General features: G+C 56.4%; 37 protein-coding genes. 36 read left to right on the forward strand and 1 reads right to left on the reverse strand.

Annotation, left to right across the window (positions count from 1 at the left end; all coding sequences use genetic code 11):
* The first annotated feature begins 388 nt into the window (after positions 1–388).
* The 36 genes from rpsL to GOB90_RS03175 all read left to right on the forward strand — a co-directional run bounded on the left by rpsL (position 389) and on the right by GOB90_RS03175 (position 20,351).
* Positions 389–760 carry a 30S ribosomal protein S12 gene (rpsL, locus tag GOB90_RS03005; RefSeq protein ID WP_003621118.1) on the forward strand — a complete coding sequence of 124 codons (372 nt, stop codon included), beginning with the start codon at positions 389–391 and terminating at the stop codon, positions 758–760.
* 15 nt (positions 761–775) lie between these two features.
* Positions 776–1,255 carry a 30S ribosomal protein S7 gene (rpsG, locus tag GOB90_RS03010; RefSeq protein WP_146884866.1) on the forward strand — a complete coding sequence of 160 codons (480 nt, stop codon included), beginning with the start codon at positions 776–778 and terminating at the stop codon, positions 1,253–1,255.
* Between the two features lie 100 nt (positions 1,256–1,355).
* Positions 1,356–2,546: an elongation factor Tu gene (tuf, locus tag GOB90_RS03015; RefSeq protein WP_146884864.1), complete on the forward strand. Its 1,191-nt coding sequence runs from the start codon at positions 1,356–1,358 to the stop codon at positions 2,544–2,546.
* Positions 2,547–2,679: 133 nt separating this feature from the next.
* Positions 2,680–2,988 carry a 30S ribosomal protein S10 gene (rpsJ, locus tag GOB90_RS03020; RefSeq protein ID WP_077806598.1) on the forward strand — a complete coding sequence of 103 codons (309 nt, stop codon included), beginning with the start codon at positions 2,680–2,682 and terminating at the stop codon, positions 2,986–2,988.
* Positions 2,989–2,998: 10 nt separating this feature from the next.
* On the forward strand, positions 2,999–3,682 hold the full coding sequence (gene rplC / locus GOB90_RS03025; RefSeq protein ID WP_146884861.1) for a 50S ribosomal protein L3: 684 nt from the start codon (positions 2,999–3,001) through the stop codon (positions 3,680–3,682).
* Positions 3,683–3,687: 5 nt separating this feature from the next.
* Complete coding sequence (gene rplD, locus GOB90_RS03030) at positions 3,688–4,302, forward strand: 50S ribosomal protein L4 (RefSeq protein ID WP_146884859.1); 615 nt, start codon at positions 3,688–3,690, stop codon at positions 4,300–4,302.
* A 35-nt stretch (positions 4,303–4,337) separates the two neighbouring features.
* Entirely contained in the window at positions 4,338–4,634 is a 297-nt protein-coding gene (locus GOB90_RS03035) for a 50S ribosomal protein L23 (RefSeq protein WP_173571907.1), read from the forward strand.
* Between the two features lie 16 nt (positions 4,635–4,650).
* Positions 4,651–5,481: a 50S ribosomal protein L2 gene (gene rplB, locus GOB90_RS03040; RefSeq protein WP_146884855.1), complete on the forward strand. Its 831-nt coding sequence runs from the start codon at positions 4,651–4,653 to the stop codon at positions 5,479–5,481.
* Positions 5,482–5,493: 12 nt separating this feature from the next.
* Positions 5,494–5,772 (forward strand): 30S ribosomal protein S19, encoded by a 279-nt coding sequence (rpsS, locus tag GOB90_RS03045; protein ID WP_146884853.1) that lies wholly within the window; start codon positions 5,494–5,496, stop codon positions 5,770–5,772.
* A 1-nt stretch (position 5,773) separates the two neighbouring features.
* Entirely contained in the window at positions 5,774–6,181 is a 408-nt protein-coding gene (rplV, locus tag GOB90_RS03050) for a 50S ribosomal protein L22 (protein WP_146884851.1), read from the forward strand.
* 2 nt (positions 6,182–6,183) lie between these two features.
* Positions 6,184–6,861 (forward strand): 30S ribosomal protein S3, encoded by a 678-nt coding sequence (gene rpsC, locus GOB90_RS03055; RefSeq protein WP_146884850.1) that lies wholly within the window; start codon positions 6,184–6,186, stop codon positions 6,859–6,861.
* A gap of 13 nt (positions 6,862–6,874) precedes the next feature.
* Positions 6,875–7,291 carry a 50S ribosomal protein L16 gene (gene rplP, locus GOB90_RS03060; protein WP_146884848.1) on the forward strand — a complete coding sequence of 139 codons (417 nt, stop codon included), beginning with the start codon at positions 6,875–6,877 and terminating at the stop codon, positions 7,289–7,291.
* A gap of 1 nt (position 7,292) precedes the next feature.
* A complete protein-coding gene (gene rpmC, locus GOB90_RS03065) occupies positions 7,293–7,532 on the forward strand; it encodes a 50S ribosomal protein L29 (RefSeq protein ID WP_146884846.1) in 240 nt (79 codons plus the stop codon).
* Positions 7,533–7,543: 11 nt separating this feature from the next.
* Positions 7,544–7,816, forward strand: a complete 273-nt coding sequence (gene rpsQ, locus GOB90_RS03070) for a 30S ribosomal protein S17 (protein ID WP_146884844.1) — start codon at positions 7,544–7,546, stop codon at positions 7,814–7,816.
* A 16-nt stretch (positions 7,817–7,832) separates the two neighbouring features.
* Positions 7,833–8,201 (forward strand): 50S ribosomal protein L14, encoded by a 369-nt coding sequence (gene rplN / locus GOB90_RS03075; protein WP_010666045.1) that lies wholly within the window; start codon positions 7,833–7,835, stop codon positions 8,199–8,201.
* Positions 8,201–8,521 (forward strand): 50S ribosomal protein L24, encoded by a 321-nt coding sequence (gene rplX / locus GOB90_RS03080; RefSeq protein WP_146884842.1) that lies wholly within the window; start codon positions 8,201–8,203, stop codon positions 8,519–8,521. The genes rplN and rplX overlap by 1 nt, the downstream gene beginning before the upstream one ends.
* 10 nt (positions 8,522–8,531) lie before the next feature.
* The gene (gene rplE / locus GOB90_RS03085) at positions 8,532–9,101 is read left to right on the forward strand and encodes a 50S ribosomal protein L5 (protein WP_146884839.1); all 570 of its coding nucleotides are present in this window, start codon (positions 8,532–8,534) and stop codon (positions 9,099–9,101) included.
* A gap of 149 nt (positions 9,102–9,250) precedes the next feature.
* Positions 9,251–9,556, forward strand: a complete 306-nt coding sequence (rpsN, locus tag GOB90_RS03090; RefSeq protein ID WP_146884837.1) for a 30S ribosomal protein S14 — start codon at positions 9,251–9,253, stop codon at positions 9,554–9,556.
* 9 nt (positions 9,557–9,565) lie between these two features.
* Positions 9,566–9,964 carry a 30S ribosomal protein S8 gene (gene rpsH / locus GOB90_RS03095; RefSeq protein ID WP_146884835.1) on the forward strand — a complete coding sequence of 133 codons (399 nt, stop codon included), beginning with the start codon at positions 9,566–9,568 and terminating at the stop codon, positions 9,962–9,964.
* A gap of 10 nt (positions 9,965–9,974) precedes the next feature.
* Positions 9,975–10,508 carry a 50S ribosomal protein L6 gene (rplF, locus tag GOB90_RS03100; RefSeq protein ID WP_146884832.1) on the forward strand — a complete coding sequence of 178 codons (534 nt, stop codon included), beginning with the start codon at positions 9,975–9,977 and terminating at the stop codon, positions 10,506–10,508.
* Entirely contained in the window at positions 10,508–10,870 is a 363-nt protein-coding gene (gene rplR, locus GOB90_RS03105) for a 50S ribosomal protein L18 (RefSeq protein WP_146884830.1), read from the forward strand. The genes rplF and rplR overlap by 1 nt, the downstream gene beginning before the upstream one ends.
* Before the next feature lie 13 nt (positions 10,871–10,883).
* Entirely contained in the window at positions 10,884–11,456 is a 573-nt protein-coding gene (rpsE, locus tag GOB90_RS03110) for a 30S ribosomal protein S5 (protein WP_146884828.1), read from the forward strand.
* Positions 11,449–11,637, forward strand: coding sequence for a 50S ribosomal protein L30 (rpmD, locus tag GOB90_RS03115; protein WP_146884826.1), 189 nt, complete (start codon positions 11,449–11,451; stop codon positions 11,635–11,637). Before rpsE ends, rpmD begins: the two co-directional genes overlap by 8 nt.
* A 1-nt stretch (position 11,638) precedes the next feature.
* Positions 11,639–12,133, forward strand: a complete 495-nt coding sequence (gene rplO, locus GOB90_RS03120; RefSeq protein ID WP_146884824.1) for a 50S ribosomal protein L15 — start codon at positions 11,639–11,641, stop codon at positions 12,131–12,133.
* Positions 12,134–12,152: 19 nt separating this feature from the next.
* Entirely contained in the window at positions 12,153–12,275 is a 123-nt protein-coding gene (locus GOB90_RS19455; protein ID WP_260175924.1) for a hypothetical protein, read from the forward strand.
* Positions 12,259–13,620 carry a preprotein translocase subunit SecY gene (gene secY, locus GOB90_RS03125; protein WP_146884822.1) on the forward strand — a complete coding sequence of 454 codons (1,362 nt, stop codon included), beginning with the start codon at positions 12,259–12,261 and terminating at the stop codon, positions 13,618–13,620. Before GOB90_RS19455 ends, secY begins: the two co-directional genes overlap by 17 nt.
* Complete coding sequence (locus tag GOB90_RS03130) at positions 13,617–14,285, forward strand: adenylate kinase (RefSeq protein ID WP_146884820.1); 669 nt, start codon at positions 13,617–13,619, stop codon at positions 14,283–14,285. The genes secY and GOB90_RS03130 overlap by 4 nt, the downstream gene beginning before the upstream one ends.
* 143 nt (positions 14,286–14,428) lie before the next feature.
* A complete protein-coding gene (gene rpsM, locus GOB90_RS03135) occupies positions 14,429–14,806 on the forward strand; it encodes a 30S ribosomal protein S13 (protein WP_146885085.1) in 378 nt (125 codons plus the stop codon).
* A 115-nt stretch (positions 14,807–14,921) separates the two neighbouring features.
* Positions 14,922–15,314 (forward strand): 30S ribosomal protein S11, encoded by a 393-nt coding sequence (rpsK, locus tag GOB90_RS03140; RefSeq protein ID WP_146884818.1) that lies wholly within the window; start codon positions 14,922–14,924, stop codon positions 15,312–15,314.
* Positions 15,315–15,445: 131 nt separating this feature from the next.
* Positions 15,446–16,465, forward strand: coding sequence for a DNA-directed RNA polymerase subunit alpha (locus GOB90_RS03145; RefSeq protein WP_146884816.1), 1,020 nt, complete (start codon positions 15,446–15,448; stop codon positions 16,463–16,465).
* 22 nt (positions 16,466–16,487) lie between these two features.
* Entirely contained in the window at positions 16,488–16,913 is a 426-nt protein-coding gene (rplQ, locus tag GOB90_RS03150) for a 50S ribosomal protein L17 (RefSeq protein ID WP_146884814.1), read from the forward strand.
* A gap of 237 nt (positions 16,914–17,150) precedes the next feature.
* Positions 17,151–18,122: an ABC transporter substrate-binding protein gene (locus GOB90_RS03155; RefSeq protein WP_242011763.1), complete on the forward strand. Its 972-nt coding sequence runs from the start codon at positions 17,151–17,153 to the stop codon at positions 18,120–18,122.
* A gap of 7 nt (positions 18,123–18,129) precedes the next feature.
* Positions 18,130–18,909, forward strand: a complete 780-nt coding sequence (locus tag GOB90_RS03160; RefSeq protein WP_146884812.1) for an ABC transporter permease — start codon at positions 18,130–18,132, stop codon at positions 18,907–18,909.
* 4 nt (positions 18,910–18,913) lie between these two features.
* The gene (locus GOB90_RS03165) at positions 18,914–19,696 is read left to right on the forward strand and encodes an ABC transporter ATP-binding protein (protein WP_146884810.1); all 783 of its coding nucleotides are present in this window, start codon (positions 18,914–18,916) and stop codon (positions 19,694–19,696) included.
* 107 nt (positions 19,697–19,803) lie between these two features.
* Positions 19,804–20,040 (forward strand): hypothetical protein, encoded by a 237-nt coding sequence (locus GOB90_RS03170; RefSeq protein ID WP_146884808.1) that lies wholly within the window; start codon positions 19,804–19,806, stop codon positions 20,038–20,040.
* A 131-nt stretch (positions 20,041–20,171) separates the two neighbouring features.
* Positions 20,172–20,351, forward strand: coding sequence for a DUF1328 domain-containing protein (locus tag GOB90_RS03175; protein ID WP_146884806.1), 180 nt, complete (start codon positions 20,172–20,174; stop codon positions 20,349–20,351).
* 155 nt (positions 20,352–20,506) lie between these two features.
* Here the strand turns inward: GOB90_RS03175 and GOB90_RS03180 are convergent, their stop codons facing one another.
* Positions 20,507–21,064, reverse strand: a complete 558-nt coding sequence (locus GOB90_RS03180; protein WP_198912610.1) for a helix-turn-helix domain-containing protein — start codon at positions 21,062–21,064, stop codon at positions 20,507–20,509.
* Between the last annotated feature and the right edge of the window lie 8 nt (positions 21,065–21,072).

Raw genomic sequence — 21,072 nt, forward strand, 5'->3', positions numbered from 1 at the left:
GAATCCTCTGGCCTTCGGACCGATTCCGCGTTAAGAGCGCCTCAATTCATCGCGTCACGAGGTTTGCTCGTCCCTGACAGGGTGCATAGCTGAGATACGGTGTGGAAAAATCGATCGGGAATTGCATGTCTGTTCTTGACTTGCCTGTCTCCCCTTCGTAGTTTCCGCGCCCTCAGCATAGCCTGTCGCCGGATAGCTTTTTCAGGCGCGGTTGCTGTAAGCAGCAAGTTAAAGCATGTGGTGCCGTATCCTCTCCGGGGGAATGCCAAGGCCAGATGTAAAGATAGGCTCCCGGGCGTTTCACGTCCGAAGGGGTTCGTTTTGGATGACAGTCGGCAGCCGGAGACAGGGTTAGCCGGCCGAATTGTGTAAGGATCGGGATAGGCGCATGCCGACCATCAACCAGCTGATCGCAAAAGGGCGCGAGCCTGCGGCCAAGCGCAACAAGGTGCCGGCTCTTCAGGGCTGCCCGCAGAAGCGTGGCGTTTGCACTCGCGTGTATACAACCACACCGAAGAAGCCGAACTCCGCGCTGCGAAAGGTCGCCAAAGTGCGTCTGACGAACGGCTACGAGGTGGTGAGCTATATTCCTGGTGAGGGGCATAACCTCCAGGAGCATAGCGTCGTTCTGATCCGCGGCGGCCGCGTGAAGGATCTTCCGGGTGTCCGCTACCACATCCTGCGCGGTGTGCTCGATACGCAGGGTATCGCCAAGCGCCGTCAGCGTCGCTCGCTCTATGGCGCGAAGCGTCCTAAGTAAGAGGAATATCGAGGCATGAGTCGCCGTCACCGCGCTGTAAAGCGTGAGATCCTTCCGGATCCGAAATTTGGAGACATCGTTATCACGCGTTTCATGAATGCGCTGATGTATGATGGTAAGAAGTCCACAGCCGAGGGCATCGTCTATGGTGCGCTGGAGTCACTTCAGCGTCGGAGTGGCGGAGCATCCGCTGACCCTGTGACGATGTTCCACACAGCGCTGGACAACGTGAAGCCGGCCGTTGAGGTTCGTTCGCGTCGCGTCGGTGGTGCCACCTATCAGGTGCCCGTTGAAGTGCGTACGGATCGTCGTCAGGCTCTGGCAATCCGGTGGCTGATTGACGCCTCGCGTAAGCGGGGGGAGAACACCATGCAGGATCGTCTGTCGAATGAGCTGATGGACGCGATGAATAATCGTGGTTCCGCTGTAAAAAAACGCGAAGACACGCATCGCATGGCTGAAGCCAATAAGGCATTCAGTCACTACCGCTGGTAACGGCGAAATAGATTTTCCGGATGCCGGACGCACTCTGTCCCGGTATATCGAAACAGGACCAACAACCGCATCCCGCCTTGCGGGATAACGGAGAGAAACGATGGCAAAGGCTAAATTTGAGCGGAATAAGCCGCACTGCAACATCGGCACCATCGGTCATGTTGACCATGGTAAGACGTCGCTGACGGCAGCAATCACAAAAACGCTGGCAAAGACCGGTGGCGCTGAGTACAAAGCGTACGACATGATTGATGCGGCTCCGGAAGAGCGCGCTCGCGGTATTACGATCTCAACGGCGCATGTTGAGTACGAAACGGCGAAGCGTCACTATGCTCACGTCGACTGCCCTGGTCATGCTGACTACGTGAAGAACATGATCACTGGTGCGGCTCAGATGGACGGCGCCATTCTGGTGGTTTCCGCTGCAGATGGTCCGATGCCGCAGACACGTGAGCACATTTTGCTTGCCCGTCAGGTTGGTGTGCCGGCTCTGGTCGTGTTCCTGAACAAAGTCGATCAGGTTGATGATCCGGAACTGCTGGAACTCGTTGAGATGGAAGTGCGTGAGCTTCTGTCGTCTTACCAGTTCCCTGGCGACGATATCCCCATCATCAAGGGTTCGGCTCTGGTAACCCTCGAAGACGGTGATCCTGAAATCGGCGAAAACCGAGTTCTTGATCTCATGAATGCTGTTGACGAATACATCCCGCAGCCTGAGCGTCCGATTGACCGTCCATTCTTGATGCCGATCGAAGATGTGTTCTCGATCTCCGGTCGTGGCACGGTCGTTACGGGGCGTGTTGAGCGTGGCATCGTGAACACTGGTGACGAAGTCGAGATCGTGGGTCTGAAGGATACCGTCAAGACAATCGTCACCGGTGTCGAGATGTTCCGCAAGCTGCTTGATCGCGGAGAGGCGGGCGACAACATCGGCGCACTGCTTCGAGGCACAAAGCGTGAAGATGTTGAGCGTGGTCAGGTTCTGGCGAAGCCGGGTTCCATCACCCCGCATAAGAAGTTCAAGGCTGAGGCCTACATCCTCACGAAAGAAGAGGGTGGCCGTCACACGCCGTTCTTCACGAACTACCGTCCGCAGTTTTATTTCCGCACGACCGACGTTACTGGCGTCGTTCATCTGCCGGAAGGGACGGAGATGGTTATGCCTGGTGATAACGTCGCCATGGATGTTGAGTTGATCGCTCCGATCGCCATGGATGAGGGGCTGCGCTTCGCTATTCGTGAAGGTGGTCGCACCGTTGGTGCCGGCGTGGTGGCTTCCATCACCGAGTAATACGGGGCAGGAGCCCCGATGGGCCCTGAACTAAGTAGCCCCGGTTGGAGTGATCCACCGGGGTCTTACTTGGCGGTGGGAATATCCCGGACAGATGCTGACCCGGGTTAGTGAAGTTGGACTGAATAAAACGATGGACAACCAGAACATCCGCATTCGCCTGAAGGCGTACGATCACCGCGTGCTGGACAATAGCACGAAGGAAATCGTCAATACGGCGAAGCGTACGGGTGCGCAGGTTCGGGGTCCTATCCCGCTGCCGACGCATATTGAGCGGTTCACGGTGAACCGCTCACCCCACGTGGACAAGAAAAGCCGCGAGCAGTTCGAAATTCGGACTCATCGCCGGCTGCTCGACATTGTCGAGCCGACCCCGCAGACCGTGGACGCTCTCATGAAACTCGACCTCGCCGCTGGCGTGGATGTCGAGATCAAACTCTAAGGTCCAGACGATGCGCACCGGATTGATCGCAAGAAAGCTGGGTATGACCCGGCTCTTTAAAGAAGACGGCACACATGTGCCCGTCACCGTCCTGCACCTCGACGACGTGCAGGTAGTGGAGTCGAAGACCGAGGAACGTGACGGTTATACCGCCGTTCAGCTCGGTCTCGGCAAAGCCAAGGTAAAGAACGTCACAAAGCCGAACCGCGGCCATTTCGCCCGGGTTCAGGTCGAGCCGAAAAAGGTTCTGCGCGAATTCCGCGTGGCCCCTGACGCTGTGCTCGCAGCCGGAACCCGCATTCTCGCCTCGCACTTCATTGTGGGGCAGAAAGTGGACGTGTGCGGCACCAGCAAGGGTAAAGGTTTTGCCGGCGCGATGAAGCGCTGGAACTTTGCCGGCCTCGAAGCATCGCATGGTGTTTCGGTCTCTCACCGTTCCCATGGTTCAACCGGCAACCGTCAGGATCCCGGCAAGACCTTCAAGAACAAGAAGATGGCAGGCCATCTTGGTGATGAGCGGGTGACAACGCTGAACCTTGAAGTGGCGGCGATCGATCCGGACAAGAACCTGATCATGATTCGCGGTTCCATCCCTGGCGCCAAGAACGGACTCGTTATGGTCCGTGACGCTATCAAAAAGGCCCGTCATGCTGAGGCGCCGTATCCGGCTGCACTCGCGACGGCGGAAGGCTGAGGATAATGGAACTCGATATCAAAACTCTCGATAACGGCAGCGCGGGAACGCAGACGCTTCCGGACGAGATTTTCGCGATCGCACCACGCCCTGACATTATGGCTCGCGTCGTTCATTGGCAGCTCGCAAAGCGCCGTGCCGGCAACCATAAGGTAAAGGGCATGGGCGAAGTCTCCGGAACGACCAAAAAGCCCTACAAGCAGAAGGGCACAGGTTCGGCACGTCAGGGCTCGCTGCGCGCGCCGCAGTTCCGCACCGGTGGCGCCGTTCACGGTCCGGTCGTTCGTGATCACGGTTACGACCTGCCTAAGAAGGTTCGTCGTCTCGGTCTGATCTCGGCGCTTTCGCAAAAAGCGAAAGACGGCAAGCTGATCGTTCTTGATGCTGCTTCAGGTGTGACGAAAACGGCTGAGCTGGCTGTTAAGCTGAGAGCTCTCGGCTGGAAGTCAGCCCTGATTGTTGACGGTGCGGTTGATGAAGGTTTCGTTCGCGCAGCGCGTAATCTGCCGAAGATCGATGTTCTGCCGACAATCGGCGCGAATGTTTATGACATTCTGAACCATGATGTCCTCGCTATTACGCGTGATGGCGTCGAGAAGCTGAAGGAGCGGCTGGCATGACAAACGTGCTTGCGATCCGTAAGAAAGCGGAGCGGCTGTCTCGTGAGGCGATGTTCGACATCGTTCGTGCGCCGCTGATCACGGAAAAGGCGACTGCACTGTCTGAGAAGAACCAGATGGTCTTCAAGGTTGCGCTGTCGGCGACAAAGCCGGAGATCAAAGTCGCTGTCGAGATTTTGTTTGGCGTCAAGGTTCTTGGCGTCAACACGCTCGTGCAAAAAGGTAAAGCGAAGCGCTTTAAAGGTCGTCCCGGCCAGCGCTCCGATATCAAGAAGGCGTTCGTCCAACTCGCGGAAGGTCAGTCCATCGACCTGACCGCGAAACTGGCGTGACGCGGGGTATCCACACATGGCACTGAAGCACTTTAATCCCGTCACGCCGAGCCTTCGCGGCACGGTGCTGGTGGACCGGTCCGAGCTCTGGAAGGGCAAGCCGGTCAAACGGCTGACCGAGGGTAAGAACAAATCCGGCGGTCGTAATAATCATGGTCGTACGACATCGCGCTTTCGTGGTGGCGGACACAAGCAGTCGTATCGCTATGTCGATTTCAAGCGTCGGAAGCTTGACGTTATCGGCATGATCGAGCGTCTGGAATATGATCCCAACCGCACGGCCTTCATCGCTCTGGTGAAGTACGAAGATGGTGAGCTGGCCTATATTCTGGCGCCGCAGCGCGTAAAGGCCGGAGATCAGGTCGTTGCTGGCGCACGCGTCGATATTAAGCCTGGTAATGCGATGCCACTTTCCGCCATTCCGGTTGGAACGATCATCCACAACATTGAGCTGAAACAGGGTGCTGGCGGCAAGTTGTCACGTTCGGCCGGAACCTATGCTCAGCTTGTTGGTAAAGATTCCGGCTACGCACAGATCAAGCTGCAGTCCGGTGAACTGCGTGTTGTTCGCGGCGAATGTTTTGCCACGGTTGGTGCGGTGTCGAACCCGGACAACATGAACCAGCACATGGGTAAGGCGGGTCGTTCCCGCTGGCTGGGTCGCCGCCCGCATAACCGCGGCGTGGTTATGAACCCGGTCGATCATCCGCATGGTGGTGGTGAAGGTCGTACCTCCGGTGGCCGTCATCCGGTTACACCGTGGGGTAAGCCGACTAAAGGTTATAAGACGAGGGTCAACAAGCGTACGGACAGTCTGATTATCCGTCGCCGGAAGACCGGCAAGTAAGGGGCAAAAGAGATGGCACGTTCCGTCTGGAAAGGCCCGTTCGTGGACGGGTATCTGCTGAACAAAGCCGACGCATCGCGCGCTTCGGGTCGTAACGAGGTGATCAAAATCTGGTCGCGTCGTTCCACGATTCTGCCGCAGTTCGTCGGACTGACCTTCGGTGTTTATAATGGTCATAAGTTCCTGCCCGTGCAGGTGAGCGAGAATATGGTCGGACATAAGTTCGGTGAGTTCTCGCCCACCCGTACATTCCATGGGCATGGCGCTGACAAGAAGTCGAAGCGGGGCTGAGATGAGTAAAGCGAAGCATCCCCGTACACTGGCTGAGAACGAGGCGCAGGCGGTTACACGGAATATCCGTGTGAGTCCGCGTAAGCTCGGTCTGGTAGCCGGTCTGATCCGCAACAAGCCGGCTTCTCTTGCTGTGGCAACGCTGACCTTCTCGAAGCGTCGTATTGCTCAGGAAGTAAAGAAGACGCTGGAAAGCGCTATCGCGAATGCGGAAAACAACCATCAGCTTGATGTCGATCAGCTGGTGGTTAAAACCGCAGACGTTGGTAAGTCGATCGTTATGCGGCGTTTCCATGCGCGTGGTCGTGGTCGTTCTGCTCGGATCGAGAAGTTCTTCAGCCACCTGAAGATCGTCGTCGCTGAGCGTGCACCCGAGCCAGAGGCAAAGACGGAAGAGAAGGCGGCCTGACGATGGGACATAAAGTCAATCCGATCGGGCTTCGGCTCGGTATTAATCGCACATGGGACAGCCGCTGGTATGCTGGCGCAGATTACTCCCGGCTGCTGCATGACGACCTGAAACTGCGCGCATTCCTGCGTCGTCGTTTATCCGGCGCGGGTGTGTCCCGCGTGGTGATTGAGCGTCCGGCCAAAAAGCCGCGTATCACCATCTATGCGGCTCGTCCGGGCGTGGTGATCGGCAAGAAGGGACAGGATATTGATGCGCTGCGTAAGCAGCTGACCGCGATGGCGGGCGTTGAGGTGTCGCTGAATATTGTCGAGATCCGTAAGCCGGAAATCGATGCGACCCTCGTTGCCGAGAATATCGCTCAGCAGCTTGAGCGTCGTGTGGCTTTCCGTCGTGCGATGAAGCGTGCGGTCCAGTCCGCCATGCGTCTTGGCGCACAGGGTATCCGGATCAACTGTTCCGGTCGTCTGGGCGGCGCTGAAATCGCCCGTGTCGAGTGGTATCGTGAAGGCCGTGTGCCGCTGCACACGCTCCGCGCCGATATTGATTATGGAACTGCAACGGCAAAGACGACCTATGGGACGTGCGGCGTGAAAGTCTGGATCTTCAAAGGTGAGATCCTGGCACACGATCCGCTGGCTCAGGATCGCCGCGCCGCCGAGCAGGCGCCGCAGCGCTGAGGGATAGAGAACAATGCTTTCTCCGAAGCGGACTAAATTCCGCAAGGCTCATAAGGGCCGCATTCACGGTCTGGCAAAAAGTGCCACTCAGCTGAACTTCGGTACGTTCGGTCTGAAGGCGCTCCAGCCGGAGCGCATCACGGCGCGCCAGATCGAAGCCTCCCGTCGTGCGATCACACGTGCGATGAAACGTGCCGGTCGCGTGTGGATTCGTATTTTTCCGGATCTTCCAGTCTCGACAAAGCCTGCCGAAGTGCGTATGGGCTCCGGCAAGGGGTCCCCTGAATACTGGGTAGCCCGCGTGCGACCGGGTCGTATTCTGTTCGAGATTGAAGGCGTTCCGCCGGAAGTCGCGCGTGAAGCGCTGGCTCTCGGTGCCGCAAAGCTGCCGATCAAGACGAAATTCGTGACCCGAATCGGAGAGGCGTAAGATGAGCAAGGCAACGAAGCCGGCTGATCTGCGTGCGAAATCCGTTGATGAGCTGCAGACGCTTCTTCTTGATCTGAAGCGCGAGCAGTTCAATCTTCGGTTCCAGCAGGCGACCGGTCAGAATGAAGGTGTATCGCGGGTTCGCGTTGTGCGTCGCGATATTGCCCGCATCAAGACGATCGTGGCTGAAGCCGCGAAGAAAAATGCAGCAGGGGCAGTCGCCTCTGCTGCGAAAGCCTGAGGGAGCCGTTAATGCCGAAGCGCATTCTGAGCGGACGCGTAACGAGCGATAAGATGGACAAGACGGTTACCGTTCTTGTTGATCGTCGTGTTATGCACCCGCTCTATAAGAAGTTCATTCGTCGCTCGAAGAAGTATGCGGCGCATGATGAACAGAATCAGTGCAGGATTGGGGACGCGGTACGCATTGAAGAGTGCACGCCGATCTCCAAACGCAAGACCTGGACGGTCATTGCGCGCAACGGTGAGACCGTTGTCGCAGCGACGTCCGGCGTCGCTGCGTAACAGGGGTATAAGGTAAATGATCCATCCCGAGACCAACCTTGAGGTCGCCGATAATTCCGGTGCCCGTCAGGTGCAGTGCATTAAGGTGCTGGGCGGCTCCAAGCGGAAGTCCGCCTCGGTCGGCGACGTGATCGTCGTTTCCGTTAAGGAAGCGATTCCCCGTGGAAAGGTGAAGAAAGGTGACGTCCATCAGGCCGTCATCGTTCGTACGTCCTACCCGGTACGTCGTGCCGACGGCAGCGCAATCCGTTTCGACCGGAATGCTGCGGTTCTGATTAACAAGCAGCAGGAGCCGATCGGCACCCGCATCTTTGGCCCGGTGGTCCGTGAACTGCGTGCGCGCAAATTCATGAAGATCATCTCGCTGGCGCCGGAGGTGCTGTAATGGCTGCTCGCATTAAAAAAGGTGATACCGTCGTTGTAACGACGGGTTCATCCAAAGGTACGCGCGGCGAAGTGCTTTCCGTGAACCCGACTGCAAACAAGGCAGTCGTGCGCGGAGTGGCGATTGCAAAGCGGCGTAAAAAGCCGTCGCGCATGGGCGAAGAAGGTGGAATCATCTCGCGTGAAGCGCCGGTTCACCTGTCCAATCTCGCGCTCATTGATCCGAAGAGCGAGAAGCCAACGAAGGTTGGTTTCCGTGTGCTCGATGATGGTCGCAAAGTCCGCGTGGCGAAAGTCACGGGCGAAGTGATTGAAGGCTGAGGGGCTGATAATGTCGGATAATTCAAACGCAGGCGCTTCGCCCCGCCTTCTGCAGCGCTACCGGACAGAACTCACCGGTCAGCTTCGCGAGCAGTTTGGCTATAAAAACGTCATGCAAATTCCTCGTCTTGAGAAGATTGTTCTCAATATGGGTGTGGGTGAGGCCGCCGGAGACCAGAAGAAGCTGGATGCAGCGCTGGGTGACATGATGCTGATCGCAGGTCAGCGTCCGGTCAAAACCATCGCGAAAAAGGCGATCGCTGGTTTCAAAATCCGTGAAGGTCTCCCGATCGGCTGTAAAGTCACGCTGCGCAAAACCCGTATGTTCGAGTTTCTCGACCGTCTGGTGACCATTGCCATGCCGCGTATCCGCGATTTCCGCGGCCTGCCGGCTAACAAAGGCTTCGACGGACGCGGCAACTTTGCGATGGGTCTCAAGGAACAGATTATTTTTCCTGAGATCGAGTATGACAAAGTCGACACCGTCCGTGGTATGGACATCATCTTTGTGACGACAGCGAAGACCGATGCCGAAGCGAAGGCGCTGCTGAAGGCGTTCGATCTGCCCTTCGTCGGGTAATCGTTCCGCTGATATTCGTTCCCTGTGGCGGCAAAGTCATCGCAGGGTATTATTGTGCTTCACGACCCGGGTCCCGGATCGGGGTCCGAAGCTAAAGGTTTTGGAAAACCGCTGGAATGGTCCGGCAGGTTCCGGAGGGTAAATCAGGCATGGCCAAGATTTCCGCCGTCACTCGCAACGCAAAGCGCGCCCACATGGCGCAGCGTGACAAAGCGAAGCGTATGGCGCTCAAAAATATCGTGATGGATCGTTCTCTGCCGATGGAAGATCGGTTTGATGCTTCCATGAAGCTGGCTGAGTTGCCACGTAACGGCTCGCGCGTCCGCGTCCGTCTGCGTTGTGAACTCACCGGTCGTTCGCGCGGTAACTACCGCAAGTTCAGACTCTGTCGTATTGCGCTCCGCGATCTGGCCTCCAATGGCCATATCCCCGGTGTCGTGAAGGCAAGCTGGTAAGGGCGGACGATGTCACTTTCTGATCCATTGGGTGATATGCTCACCCGTATCCGGAATGCTCAGCGGGCGCGTCACGCTGCCTGTGTCGCTCCGGCCTCCAAGCTGCGTGCCAGCGTTCTCGAAGCTCTGAAGCGGGAAGGTTATATCCGCGGTTTCTCTGTTGAAGAGATCCGCAAGGGTATTTCCCAGATCCGCATCGAGCTGAAATACACGGATGGCGATCCGGTTATTAAGGAAATCCATCGTGTTTCCCGCCCGGGCCGTCGTGTCTATTCGAAGATCAAAGAACTGCCGCGGGTTTATGCCGGACTGGGTGTCTCCATCCTGTCCACCCCACGCGGGGTTCTTTCCGACGCAGAAGCGCGCGCTGCCAATGTTGGTGGCGAAGTGCTCTGCCGCGTCTTCTGAGGAGGGATAAATGTCGCGCGTAGGCAAATATCCCGTTGAAGTTCCGTCCGGCGTTTCGGTTTCGATAGCTGATGGAATTTTTACGGCGAAAGGAAAGCTCGGCGAGCTGACGCTGCCGCTCTCCTCCCATGTTGAGACGACGATCGATGACGGCAAGGTCTCGGTCCGGCCTCTCGGCACCGTGGCTCAGGCCCGTATGATGTGGGGCACGACCCGTGCTCTCGTCGCTTCGATGGTTAAAGGGGTCTCCGAGGGGTACTCGAAGACGCTGGAAATCACCGGAACGGGTTATCGTGCAGCGGTTCAGGGCTCGAACCTGGTTATGAACCTCGGTTATTCGCATGACGTGGTCTATCCGATTCCTCAGGGAATCAAGATCACGACACCACGTCCGACCGCAGTTGTTGTCGAAGGAATCGATAAACAGCGTGTCGGTCAGGTTGCGCTGGATATCCGGAGCTTCCGCAAGCCTGAGCCTTACAAAGGCAAGGGTGTGCGCTACTCGACCGAGACCATTCGTCGTAAGGAAGGCAAGAAGAAGTAATGAGCACGCAACAGGAATTGCGGGACCGGCGGAGCAAACGCCTCCGGTTCCAGCTCCGCCGCAAGGCCGGCGGGCGTCCGCGCCTGTCGGTGTTCCGCTCGGGCAAGAATATCTACGCTCAGATCATCGACGATGCAGGTGGCCGCACGTTGGCTTCCGCTTCGTCGCTCGAGCAGGATTTCCGGTCCCAGGGCACGAAAGGCACGAACCGCGACGCAGCAACTTCTGTCGGAAAGCTGATCGCGGAACGCGCGACCGCTGCCGGCGTGAAGCAGGTCGTCTTCGACCGCGGCGCTTATCTGTATCATGGGCGCGTCCGTGCGCTGGCGGAGGCTGCCCGCGAGGGCGGTCTCTCGTTCTGAGGGAGGTCACGTAATGGCACGTGAACCGAGAGAAGGCGGCAGGGGCCGTGAGCGCGATCGTGACCGCGAAGGCGACGATCTGATCGACAAACTCGTCACGATCAATCGTGTGGCGAAAGTGGTGAAGGGCGGACGTCGTTTCGCGTTCGCTGCTCTTGTCGTCGTCGGTGACCAGAAAGGTCGTGTGGGATATGGAGCGGGTAAAGCCCGTGAAGTGCCGGAAGCGATCCGTAAGGCAACCGAGCGCGCGAAGCGCGGCATGATCCGCGTTCCGATGAAGGAGGGCCGCACCCTTCATCATGATGTTGCTGGACATTTCGGCGCTGGCAAAGTGGTTCTGCGTTCGGCTGACGCCGGAACAGGTATCATCGCTGGTGGTCCTATGCGTGCGGTGTTCGAGAGCCTTGGTATTAACGACGTTGTTGCCAAGTCACTTGGAACCCGTAACCCGCATAACATGGTGAAAGCCACGTTTGCTGCTCTTGAGCGTTGCGCCAGCCCTCGTTCCGTGGCGAGCCGCCGTGGTAAGAAGGTTGTCGATATCTTGGGTAAGCGCGAGCAGGCAGCGGAGGGCGCTGATGTCTGAGGCAAAGACAACGGTCCGTGTTACCCAGATTGCGTCCGGTAACGGACGTAAGCCGGGCCAGCAGGCAACGCTGATCGGTCTTGGTTTGAATAAGATCGGTCGTACGCGAGAACTGCAGGACACGCCTTCTGTGCGTGGCATGCTACGCAAGGTAGCCCACCTGATTAAGGTGGAGGGTTGAAATGAATCTGAATGAACTCCGCGATAACGAAGGTTCCCGTTATCGCAAGAAACGTCTCGGTCGCGGTATTGGCTCCGGCAAGGGTAAGACATCCGGTAAGGGTGTCAAAGGTCAGAAGGCACGCGAAGGTGTGTCTCTGAATGGGTTTGAAGGTGGTCAGTTGCCACTCTATCGGCGTATGCCGAAGCGTGGCTTTAAGAACATCTTTCGTAAGGTCTACGCCCCGGTTAACCTTGGCGCCGTCGATAAGGCAATCACCGACGGTAAGCTGGACGGGTCTGCTGTCGTGAACGAGGAGGCTCTTCGCAAGGCGGGTCTCGTTGGTACAGGTAAAGTCGCTGGTATCCGCCTTCTGGCTCGGGGTGAGATCTCTCGCGCCATTAATGTCGAGGTCGCTGGCGCCTCTGCTTCCGCGATCGCGGCTGTTGAGAAAGCCGGTGGCTCAGTGAAGACTACGGTCGCACCGAAACAGGCAGGCGAAGCTGCGTCGTCGTGACATTCGGGAACGGACTGGTATGGTAAAGACCAGTCTGATTTTTCCTGTGGCTTTGCAGACCCCGGCGTCTGCCATAACAGCGTCCCGCTTTGCGGCGGCGCTGTTTTTCGTGAAAGGACAGGCGTATGGCCTCGGCGGCTGAACAGCTTGCAGCCAGTTTCAATCTCAGCTCGTTCAATAAGGCGACCGAGCTCAAAAAGCGGATCTGGTTTACGCTTGGTGCCCTGATTGTCTACCGACTGGGAACATATATTCCTGTGCCCGGCATTGATGCGACGGTAATGGGGCAGTTGCTGGCAAAGCACCAGGGTGGCATTCTCGGAATGTTCGATATGTTCTCGGGGGGTGCCCTCGGACGTATGACCGTTTTTGCTTTGAACATCATGCCTTACATTTCGGCATCGATCATTGTTCAGCTTATGTCGACGGCATTGCCTTCCTTGGAGTCGCTGAAAAAGGAAGGTGAACAGGGCCGGAAGCGTCTCAATCAGTACACGCGATATCTGACAGTCGCGATCGCTTTTTTTCAGGCTTACGGCATTGCCGTAGGGCTTGAGCGGATGAGTTCGGACGCAGGGTCAGCCGTTGTGAATCCAGGGATGTTCTTTATTGTTTCCTGCGTGTTTACCCTTGTGGGTGGCACAATGTTCCTGATGTGGCTCGGTGAGCAGATCACCTCCCGCGGGGTCGGAAACGGTATCTCCCTGATTATTTTCGCCGGTATTGTCGCCAACCTTCCGCATGCGCTCGAAACGCTTTTTCAACTCGGTTATACGGGCGCGCTGTCTCCGGTTTTTGTGCTTATTTTTCTTGTTCTGGCCGCAATAACGATCACATTCATCGTGTTCATGGAACAGGCACAGCGCCGGGTCATTATCCAGTATCCGAAGCGGCAGATGGGCAACCGTATGTTCGGTGGTGAGTCGACACATATGCCGCTGAAAGTGAATACGGCGGGCGTGATTCCACCGATCTTCGCGTCATCGGTACTGCTAATTCCTGTCACGATTTCCGGCTTCATGGCAGGCAAAGGGATGCCCGGCTGGTTGTCTTTCCTGGGGCAGCAACTCGGTCAGGGACAGCCGCTTTACATGCTGATGTATGCGGCAATGATCATATTCTTCTCCTATTTTTACGCCGCCGTAACATTTAACCCGGACGAGACCGCAGACAATCTGCGAAAGCAGAGCGGCTTTATTCCTGGCATCAAGCCAGGCGCCGCGACATCGGCTTATTTTGACAGGATCCTTACCCGGCTGACGACGATCGGTGCGCTGTACCTGGTCGTGGTATGTCTGCTGCCACAAATTCTGATCAGCCGGTATAATGTGCCGTTCTATTTCGGTGGTACGAGTCTGATCATCATCGTGTCTGTCACGATCGATACGGTAACGCAGATCCAGTCACATCTTGTTGCTCATCAGTATCAGGGGCTTATTCAGCGTAGTCGGCGCGGTGGAATGAACCGAAGGATCATTCGGAAATGAATATCATCTTTCTGGGCCCGCCGGGCGCGGGAAAAGGCACTCAGTCCAAACGTCTGGAAGCGCGCTACGGTATTGCGCAGATTTCGACTGGCGACATGCTGCGAGCCGAGGTTAAGGCCGGCTCGGAAACCGGTCGCGCGGCAAAGACGCTTATGGACAGCGGCAAGCTTGTGCCGGACTCCATGATTGTCAGCATGCTGGAAAACCGGATTCAGCAGCCGGACTGTGCGAAAGGCTTTATTCTCGACGGCTTTCCTCGTACTGTCGGGCAAGCTGAGGCGCTTGATGAAGTTCTTGCACGGCTGAAAAGCAGGATCGACGTGGTGCTCGTTCTGCAGGTTGACGAAGGTGCGCTGGCGGATCGAATCGCCGGACGCTTTTCCTGCGCAAAATGCGGCGCAAGCTATAATGATGTGTCAAAACCCACGAAGGTGCCGGATACGTGCGACGTGTGCGGGTCGCATGACTTCATACGCAGGGCTGATGATAACCGGGAGACCGTGGCTTCGCGCCTCGCGTCTTATCGCAAGGAAACGATGCCTCTGCTGCCTTACTATGAGAAAAAGGTAAAAGTAGCATTCATTGACGGGATGGCTCCGATCGAAACGGTCAGCGCCCGGATCGATTCTATCATGCAGGACGTCGAGAAAATCACGCAAAAGTGATAAGTTTTTATTGACTCTCAGAGCCCGCTCGGTCTATTGCGCGCGCTCTGGACCGTGCGGTCGCTTCTGCGGCTCTGCAGAGGCAAAGATTCTTTATATAAACGCTCAGGCGCGCAGCCGGGCGGATACCAGGAGTGTGCAGCGTGGCGCGTATTGCCGGCGTTAATATCCCGACCAACAAACGGGTTGTAATCGGGCTTCAGTATATCTACGGAATTGGCGAGACGAAGGCTAAGCAGATTTGCAAAGCCCTTGATCTTCCCGATGCCAAGAGGGTGAACGAACTTAGCGACGACGAGATCGCGAAGCTCCGCGAGACCATTGATAATGGTTATCGCGTCGAGGGTGACCTTCGTCGTGAGACCGCAATGAACATCAAGCGTCTGATGGACTTGGGTTGCTATCGCGGCCTGCGTCATCGCCGGGGGCTTCCCGTGCACGGTCAGCGTACGCACACAAATGCACGCACCCGTAAGGGTAAGGCTGTGGCGATCGCAGGCAAGAAGAAAGTCACACGTTAAGTTGTTGCCCGTCTGGCGGGTAATATTGGAATTCTTCACGTCCCGGCGGTTCTCCGTCGGGACGTTCTGGCAGATATCATTTTGTCAGATCAGTTAAAGAACAGGGCTATCAGATATGGGTAAGGCCGCCACTCCGCGTGTCCGGAAGAAAGAGCGCAAGAACATTATTTCGGGCGTGGCGCATGTGCTTTCCACGTTCAACAACACCATGATCACCATCTCTGACGCGCAGGGTAATGCGATTGCTTGGTCGTCAGCCGGTGCGCAGGGTTTCAAAGGCTCACGTAAATCGACCCCTTACGCGGCTCAGGTTGCGGCAGAGGATGCCGGTCGCAAGGCACGTGAGCATGGTATGGAAACGCTGGATATCGAAGTTTCCGGTCCGGGGTCGGGGCGCGAGAGTGCTCTGCGTGCCCTGCAGGCTGTCGGCTTCCAGATTGCTTCAATCCGCGACCTGACCCCGGTGCCGCACAATGGCTGCCGCCCCCGGAAGCGTCGCCGCGTCTGATCCCGGTTCGGGTGGCGGCGAATGAATGGTTTGCCACCCGCATCGCTGATGAGGCGTGAAATGAACCTGCTCCGGTCATGGCCGGGGCTGTCCGCCGTTTTTACGGCGTCCTTTTTTGAAAGGCCGAGACCTTGGTGCTCCAGAAAAACTGGCAATCCCTGATCAAGCCGGAAAAGCTGGAAGTCGAGCCCGGATCCGTTCCGTCGCATGTTGCGACGGTGGTTGCTGAGCCGCTTGAGCGCGGCTTTGGCTTGACACTCGGTAACGCGCTGCGCCGTATTCTGCTTTCTTCTCTGCAGGGCGCAGCCATCACCGCTATCCAGATCGACGGTGTGCTGCATGAATTCTCTTCCGTGCCTGGTGTGCGTGAGGATGTCACGGACATCGTGCTGAACATCAAGCAGCTTGCGCTGAGCATGCATGGCGAAGGCCCGAAGCGGATGATGCTGACGGCAACTGGTCCGGGGGAAGTCCGTGCCGGCCAGATACAGGCCGGGCACGGTATCGAGATCATGAACCCGGATCTCGTTATCTGTACGCTTGATGATGGCGTTAAGCTCGGCATGGAATTTACGGTTAATATCGGCAAGGGCTATGTTCCGGCTGCTGCGAACCGTCCTGAAGATGCCCCGATTGGCCTCATTCCCATTGATGCGATCTATTCGCCGGTCAAGCGCGTATCCTATAAAGTCGAGCCAACCCGTGTTGGTCAGGTGACCGATTATGATCGCCTGCTGCTGACGGTTGAAACTAACGGTTCGGTTACGCCGGAAGATGCTGTCGCTCTGGCAGCCCGTATTCTGCAGGATCAGTTGCAGCTGTTCATTAATTTCGATGAGCCGCGTCCGGTCGTTCCGGCTGAACCGGAAGACGATCTGCCGTTCAATCGTAATCTTCTGCGGAAAGTCGATGAACTTGAACTTTCTGTGCGTTCGGCTAACTGCCTGAAGAACGATAACATCATATATATTGGTGACCTCGTTCAGAAGACTGAGCAGGAAATGCTTCGTACGCCGAACTTTGGCCGGAAGTCACTGAACGAGATCAAGGAAGTCCTGACCACTATGGGGCTTTCTCTTGGCATGAATGTTCCGGCGTGGCCGCCGGAGAATATCGAGGATCTGGCGAAGCGGCTCGACGAGCCCTTCTGATCCGCAACAAGGAGACTTAACAATGCGTCACGGTGTTGCCGGTCGGAAGCTCGGCGTTACCTCCACCCATCGTGCGGCGATGTTCCGTAACATGGCTGTCGCCCTGATCAAACATGAGCAGATCACGACTACTCTGCCTAAGGCGAAAGAACTTCGTCCGGTCATAGAGAAGCTGATTACCCTCGGTAAGCGTGGTGATCTCCATGCACGTCGTCAGGCCTATGCCCAGCTTCGCGACGATACTATTGTCAGCAAGTTGTTCTCGGTTGTTGCGGAGCGTTATAAATCCCGCACCGGTGGCTATGCCCGGGTTATGAAAGCGGGAATGCGTTATGGCGATGCCGCTGACATGGCTGTCATTGAACTGATTGACCGCGATGTGACGGCAAAAGGTCAGGATAGCGGTCCTCGTCCTGTTCATGAAACTCAGGATGATCTGGCGGCTTAATGGTTTTTTTGCCGTTGATGTAGAAAGCCGGCCTTATGGCCGGCTTTTTTGCATTCGAACCGTGGAATAAATAATTTCACGGGGTGTGTTGTTTATTGATGCGGGGTTGTTTTATTATAACAGACCTAATTCGTTTAAATAAAGCGGGGCTCTTCCGTGGCGACTAAAAAAAATATTCGGATATCAGTCCTGCGCATGATACTGACGGCTTTTGTCACATTCTTGGTGAGTGTGAGCATGGCCTCTGCCGCGCCTGTGATCAGGGTTGGCTATATTCCCGTTCTTGGTTCCTCTGCCCTGTTCGTTATTGATGGCAAAGGCTGGGCGAAGGAGGCAGGGCTGGATTTGCAGCTTGTTCGTTTCACGTCCGGGCCACAAGCTATTCAGGCGCTCGTTTCAGGCCGAATTGATGCTTATGTGGCCGGCGTGCTGCCGTTACTGCAAGCTCGCGGTCACGGGGTGGACGTGAAAGTGCTCGCAACCGGCGCCATTGAGGAGCTTGCTGTTGTTGCCCGGGGCCCTCTTGCGGCAGGTCTGGATATATCGCAACCGGGCGGGTTAACGCATGAAGCGCTTCAGGAACGTTTTTCGCATTTCAAAGCAGTTGTCGGACGTAATCCGAAAATCGCAGCGCAGCCACAGGGTTCTGTTCCCGACACCGTATTGCGTTACTGGCTCAAAGAAGAATCTGGAATTGCTCCTGATACAGTCGATATTGTTGGAATAGATATCGACGCTGCCCAACAGGCATTTCTGGCTGATGCCGTTGATGCCGCCGTGCTCCGTGAACCGGCTCTGACCATCATCCGTAATCGTGTGCCGGAGGCAAGGATTCTTGCGACAGGCCATGACCTGATGCCGGACCAGCCAGGCTCCGTCTTTGCGGTGCTCCATCCGGATGCTCCGGATCGCGCTGCATGGAAAAGTAAGCTGACGACATTATTCGTCAAAGCGACAGAACTGCTTGCCTCACACCCCGAAGAAGCGGCGCCATACGTCACATCTGCGCTCGGTGATGGCCTCATGAAACCGGCTCTGATTGAAAGCGCATTAAAGGCATCTGCCCGGGATTTTGTTTCCGATCCCACCCGGATTGAAGCAGGGGTCAAAATCCTGCAGGATTTTGAAGTCTCTCAGGGTCTCCTGCATAATGCCATTCCAGTTGACAGCCTGTTCGATACGGTGACGTGGCGGCAGGGTGTCCAGTAAAATCTTCATGACCAGGTTCAGGATTTTCAGACGAAAAGGCTCCGGCACGCGAACGGTTCTGGGCGTTGTCGGGCTTATCGTACTGCTGTGTATCTGGCAGGCATGTGTTCAGTTTCATGTGGTGCCTCCAGGTCTGTTACCTGCGCCGACAGAACTCTGGCCTGCCTGGCGCAGTGAAGTCGCCGGTGGCTACTGGCAGCATGCCGTTTGTGACAGTCTTGAGCACTACTCGACCGGTCTCGTTATCGGATCTGTTCTTGGCGCTCTGGCGGGGCTTGGCTGCGGCGCCGTGCCACTTGCTGATGCGCTGACTGCCGGCATCGTGCGTTTTCTTCGTCCCATTCCGGGGCTCGCCTGGGTGCCTTTTGCCATTCTGTGGTTTGGACTGAATACGGCAGGTGCAACTTTTGTAATTGCTATTTCAGTTTTCTGGATCAATTTTTACGCTGCCTATGGCGCGGTGAAATCCGTTGACCCGGAACTCTATGAAGTCGCTGCCGCTTTCGGACATAGCGGGTTTATTGCACGGATGCGGTATGTCATCATTCCCGCCTCATCTCCCGGACTGCTCGCCGGGCTGCGAACCGGGCTGGGACAAGGCTGGATGTCTGTTGTCGCCGCTGAACTGTTTGGGGTGCCTGGTATCGGTGCCCGTATGATGCAGGCATCCAGCCTGCTCGCGACTGATATCGTCGTTGTTTATATGATCACCATGGCCGGACTTTATGCTCTGACAGATTTTCTTTTTAGCTTTGTGCGGGCACGGTTGTTGCGATGGCAGGGCTGAACGTATGACCGCTCTGATCCGTCTGGAGGACGCTGGCCTGTCGCATAACAATGGCGCCAGCTTCGTGTTCCGCCACGTCAATCTGACATTGGAAGCCGGAGAATTTGTGGCTGTTCTTGGCCCGTCCGGGGTCGGAAAGTCTACTCTTCTTCGCGTTGTCATGAGATTGATCGCTCCGACCGAAGGACGTGTGATACTGGCCCCTGCACCTGATCTGGCCGGATCACGGAGAACTGCCCTCGTTTTTCAGGATGCGCGTCTTATGCCGTGGCGCAATGTGCGCCATAACGTCGAACTTGGTCTGGAAGGTCTGGGGTTAAGCCGCCAGGAACGCTATGTCCGGGCGGATGAAGCGCTCCGTCTCGTTGGGTTATCGGCCGTAACTGATCGGTGGCCGCGTCAGCTTTCCGGTGGTCAGAGGCAGCGGGTTGGTGTGGCGAGGGCGCTGACAGTCAATCCCGATCTGCTTCTCATGGATGAGCCATTCGGTGCACTGGACGCCATTACACGTGCAGGGCTGCAATCCGAACTTCTCGGAATATGGGAAGCGACAAAAAAGACAGTTCTATTCGTGACTCATGATATCGACGAAGCACTTCTCCTGGCTGATCGGATCGTCGTTCTGGCTGGGTGCCCGGCTTCTGTTCGTGGTGATCTTATCGTTGGTCCACGACCTCGTGATCCGTCCTCAGCGGCTATGCGTGCTCTGGCCGGACGGATGCGTGCGCTCATCTCCGGTGAACCTGATCCTGGCGGAGCGGTTTACTGGCAATCAGCAGAGATCTGACGGGATATAACGTAGGTGCCGGTTCGTGGTTTTGTGGGAGGGCGTTGACCCGGTGTGTAAGTTTGACCCACATACGTTTCGGGGATCATTCAGTGAAGGGCAGCGTCATGGCTGAGATCGGCGAAGACAAAACAAGCTACACACTCGAAGAAGGTGTAGGGCGGCTACAGGACGATCCGATTGCCGGTTCTTCCGAAGGCGGAACGGGGTGGGCCTGGTGCAGCGATTGTGTCGCTGACAGCCTTGATACAGTTCGGGACATTACCGCAGATATTCCGTTGGTATCATTGGGAGTAGCTGCCGTGTTCGGGGTTGTCACAGGAGCGCTGATCGCGCGCCGCTAAGCTGGCCCGGAAGTAATATGGAGACGAAGCAGGACAGATAGTCGTTCCGCTATGCGTTGTTTTGTGCAACCCGCACGCCGGAAACCTGTTTATAAGACGACGGCATTTTGCCATGTTAGCAGGAGGATGCGATGCTCAGGCTCGCTCTGTTTTTCTTGGTTATTTCGATCATCGCAGGTTTATTTGGCTTCGGTGGTATTTCCAGCGCTGCGGCAGGAATGGCGAAGATTCTGTTCTTCATCGCCATAGCGATCTGTGTCATTCTGTTTGTATTTGTGCTGATTGGTGTCGGTGCTGCATCGGGAAAGTGACGCAACTGACACAATATGCCGGCCCGGCACAGAGACTATAGACTATAGAATAAAGAAACAGCGGCTGTCCCGGGTGGCAGCCGCTGTATTTTTTCAGCTGATAACTTTTTCTGAAGAGGTTGGTTGCACACCCGACTGAATTATTCCTTGCAGCTTCATTCCACCGTTGTGCGCACGAAACGTACTGTGCTGTCGCCCGGATTAGCATAGCTGTAGTTTTGTGCGCTGCTGTAGATTGCGAAGTCCCCTGCTGTAACCGTCAGGCTCTCTGTTTCCAGGTCAATTCTTAGCGTTCCCTGAGTGACAAATGTCATTTCCTTCCAGCCTGGCGGGTCAGGTTCGGGGTGATAAGAATCTCCCTTGCCGAGCGACCAGGACCAGAGTTGAGCTTCCCGATGCGCAGAAACGCTGCCGAGCAGGATCCCTTCGCTATCCTTGTCCCGACCACGCCAGGCCAGCGCCTCAATACGCCGCGGTTCTGCCAGCGGATCAGCCACAAGCTGCACAAAACTTGTCTCCAGCGCCTCTGCGAGTCGGTCCAGGCTGGCGAGACTGATGTTCGTGTCACCGCCCTCCAGATTGACAATAGTACGACGGCTCAGGCCTGAGGCCTTTGCAAGACTGTCCTGACTCAGGCCTGCATCTTTGCGCAGGCGACGCAAATTTTGCCCGACATGAGAGAGAACACCATCTTTCGGGGGTTGATTGTGCATTATAGTGC

Origin of the sequence: Acetobacter oeni, from assembly GCF_011516825.1 — a bacterium.
GTDB classification, from domain to species: Bacteria; Pseudomonadota; Alphaproteobacteria; order Acetobacterales; family Acetobacteraceae; genus Acetobacter; species Acetobacter oeni.

Coding starts and splice junctions, on each gene's coding strand:
- rpsL (WP_003621118.1), top strand. CDS start 389: ATGCCGACCATCAACCAGCTGATCGCAAAAGGGCGCGAGCCTGCGGCC.
- rpsG (WP_146884866.1), top strand. CDS start 776: ATGAGTCGCCGTCACCGCGCTGTAAAGCGTGAGATCCTTCCGGATCCG.
- tuf (WP_146884864.1), top strand. CDS start 1,356: ATGGCAAAGGCTAAATTTGAGCGGAATAAGCCGCACTGCAACATCGGC.
- rpsJ (WP_077806598.1), top strand. CDS start 2,680: ATGGACAACCAGAACATCCGCATTCGCCTGAAGGCGTACGATCACCGC.
- rplC (WP_146884861.1), top strand. CDS start 2,999: ATGCGCACCGGATTGATCGCAAGAAAGCTGGGTATGACCCGGCTCTTT.
- rplD (WP_146884859.1), top strand. CDS start 3,688: ATGGAACTCGATATCAAAACTCTCGATAACGGCAGCGCGGGAACGCAG.
- rplB (WP_146884855.1), top strand. CDS start 4,651: ATGGCACTGAAGCACTTTAATCCCGTCACGCCGAGCCTTCGCGGCACG.
- rpsS (WP_146884853.1), top strand. CDS start 5,494: ATGGCACGTTCCGTCTGGAAAGGCCCGTTCGTGGACGGGTATCTGCTG.
- rplV (WP_146884851.1), top strand. CDS start 5,774: ATGAGTAAAGCGAAGCATCCCCGTACACTGGCTGAGAACGAGGCGCAG.
- rpsC (WP_146884850.1), top strand. CDS start 6,184: ATGGGACATAAAGTCAATCCGATCGGGCTTCGGCTCGGTATTAATCGC.
- rplP (WP_146884848.1), top strand. CDS start 6,875: ATGCTTTCTCCGAAGCGGACTAAATTCCGCAAGGCTCATAAGGGCCGC.
- rpmC (WP_146884846.1), top strand. CDS start 7,293: ATGAGCAAGGCAACGAAGCCGGCTGATCTGCGTGCGAAATCCGTTGAT.
- rpsQ (WP_146884844.1), top strand. CDS start 7,544: ATGCCGAAGCGCATTCTGAGCGGACGCGTAACGAGCGATAAGATGGAC.
- rplN (WP_010666045.1), top strand. CDS start 7,833: ATGATCCATCCCGAGACCAACCTTGAGGTCGCCGATAATTCCGGTGCC.
- rplX (WP_146884842.1), top strand. CDS start 8,201: ATGGCTGCTCGCATTAAAAAAGGTGATACCGTCGTTGTAACGACGGGT.
- rplE (WP_146884839.1), top strand. CDS start 8,532: ATGTCGGATAATTCAAACGCAGGCGCTTCGCCCCGCCTTCTGCAGCGC.
- rpsN (WP_146884837.1), top strand. CDS start 9,251: ATGGCCAAGATTTCCGCCGTCACTCGCAACGCAAAGCGCGCCCACATG.
- rpsH (WP_146884835.1), top strand. CDS start 9,566: ATGTCACTTTCTGATCCATTGGGTGATATGCTCACCCGTATCCGGAAT.
- rplF (WP_146884832.1), top strand. CDS start 9,975: ATGTCGCGCGTAGGCAAATATCCCGTTGAAGTTCCGTCCGGCGTTTCG.
- rplR (WP_146884830.1), top strand. CDS start 10,508: ATGAGCACGCAACAGGAATTGCGGGACCGGCGGAGCAAACGCCTCCGG.
- rpsE (WP_146884828.1), top strand. CDS start 10,884: ATGGCACGTGAACCGAGAGAAGGCGGCAGGGGCCGTGAGCGCGATCGT.
- rpmD (WP_146884826.1), top strand. CDS start 11,449: ATGTCTGAGGCAAAGACAACGGTCCGTGTTACCCAGATTGCGTCCGGT.
- rplO (WP_146884824.1), top strand. CDS start 11,639: ATGAATCTGAATGAACTCCGCGATAACGAAGGTTCCCGTTATCGCAAG.
- GOB90_RS19455 (WP_260175924.1), top strand. CDS start 12,153: ATGGTAAAGACCAGTCTGATTTTTCCTGTGGCTTTGCAGACCCCGGCG.
- secY (WP_146884822.1), top strand. CDS start 12,259: ATGGCCTCGGCGGCTGAACAGCTTGCAGCCAGTTTCAATCTCAGCTCG.
- GOB90_RS03130 (WP_146884820.1), top strand. CDS start 13,617: ATGAATATCATCTTTCTGGGCCCGCCGGGCGCGGGAAAAGGCACTCAG.
- rpsK (WP_146884818.1), top strand. CDS start 14,922: ATGGGTAAGGCCGCCACTCCGCGTGTCCGGAAGAAAGAGCGCAAGAAC.
- rplQ (WP_146884814.1), top strand. CDS start 16,488: ATGCGTCACGGTGTTGCCGGTCGGAAGCTCGGCGTTACCTCCACCCAT.
- GOB90_RS03155 (WP_242011763.1), top strand. CDS start 17,151: ATGGCCTCTGCCGCGCCTGTGATCAGGGTTGGCTATATTCCCGTTCTT.
- GOB90_RS03160 (WP_146884812.1), top strand. CDS start 18,130: ATGACCAGGTTCAGGATTTTCAGACGAAAAGGCTCCGGCACGCGAACG.
- GOB90_RS03165 (WP_146884810.1), top strand. CDS start 18,914: ATGACCGCTCTGATCCGTCTGGAGGACGCTGGCCTGTCGCATAACAAT.
- GOB90_RS03170 (WP_146884808.1), top strand. CDS start 19,804: ATGGCTGAGATCGGCGAAGACAAAACAAGCTACACACTCGAAGAAGGT.
- GOB90_RS03175 (WP_146884806.1), top strand. CDS start 20,172: ATGCTCAGGCTCGCTCTGTTTTTCTTGGTTATTTCGATCATCGCAGGT.
- GOB90_RS03180 (WP_198912610.1), bottom strand. CDS start 21,064: ATGCACAATCAACCCCCGAAAGATGGTGTTCTCTCTCATGTCGGGCAA.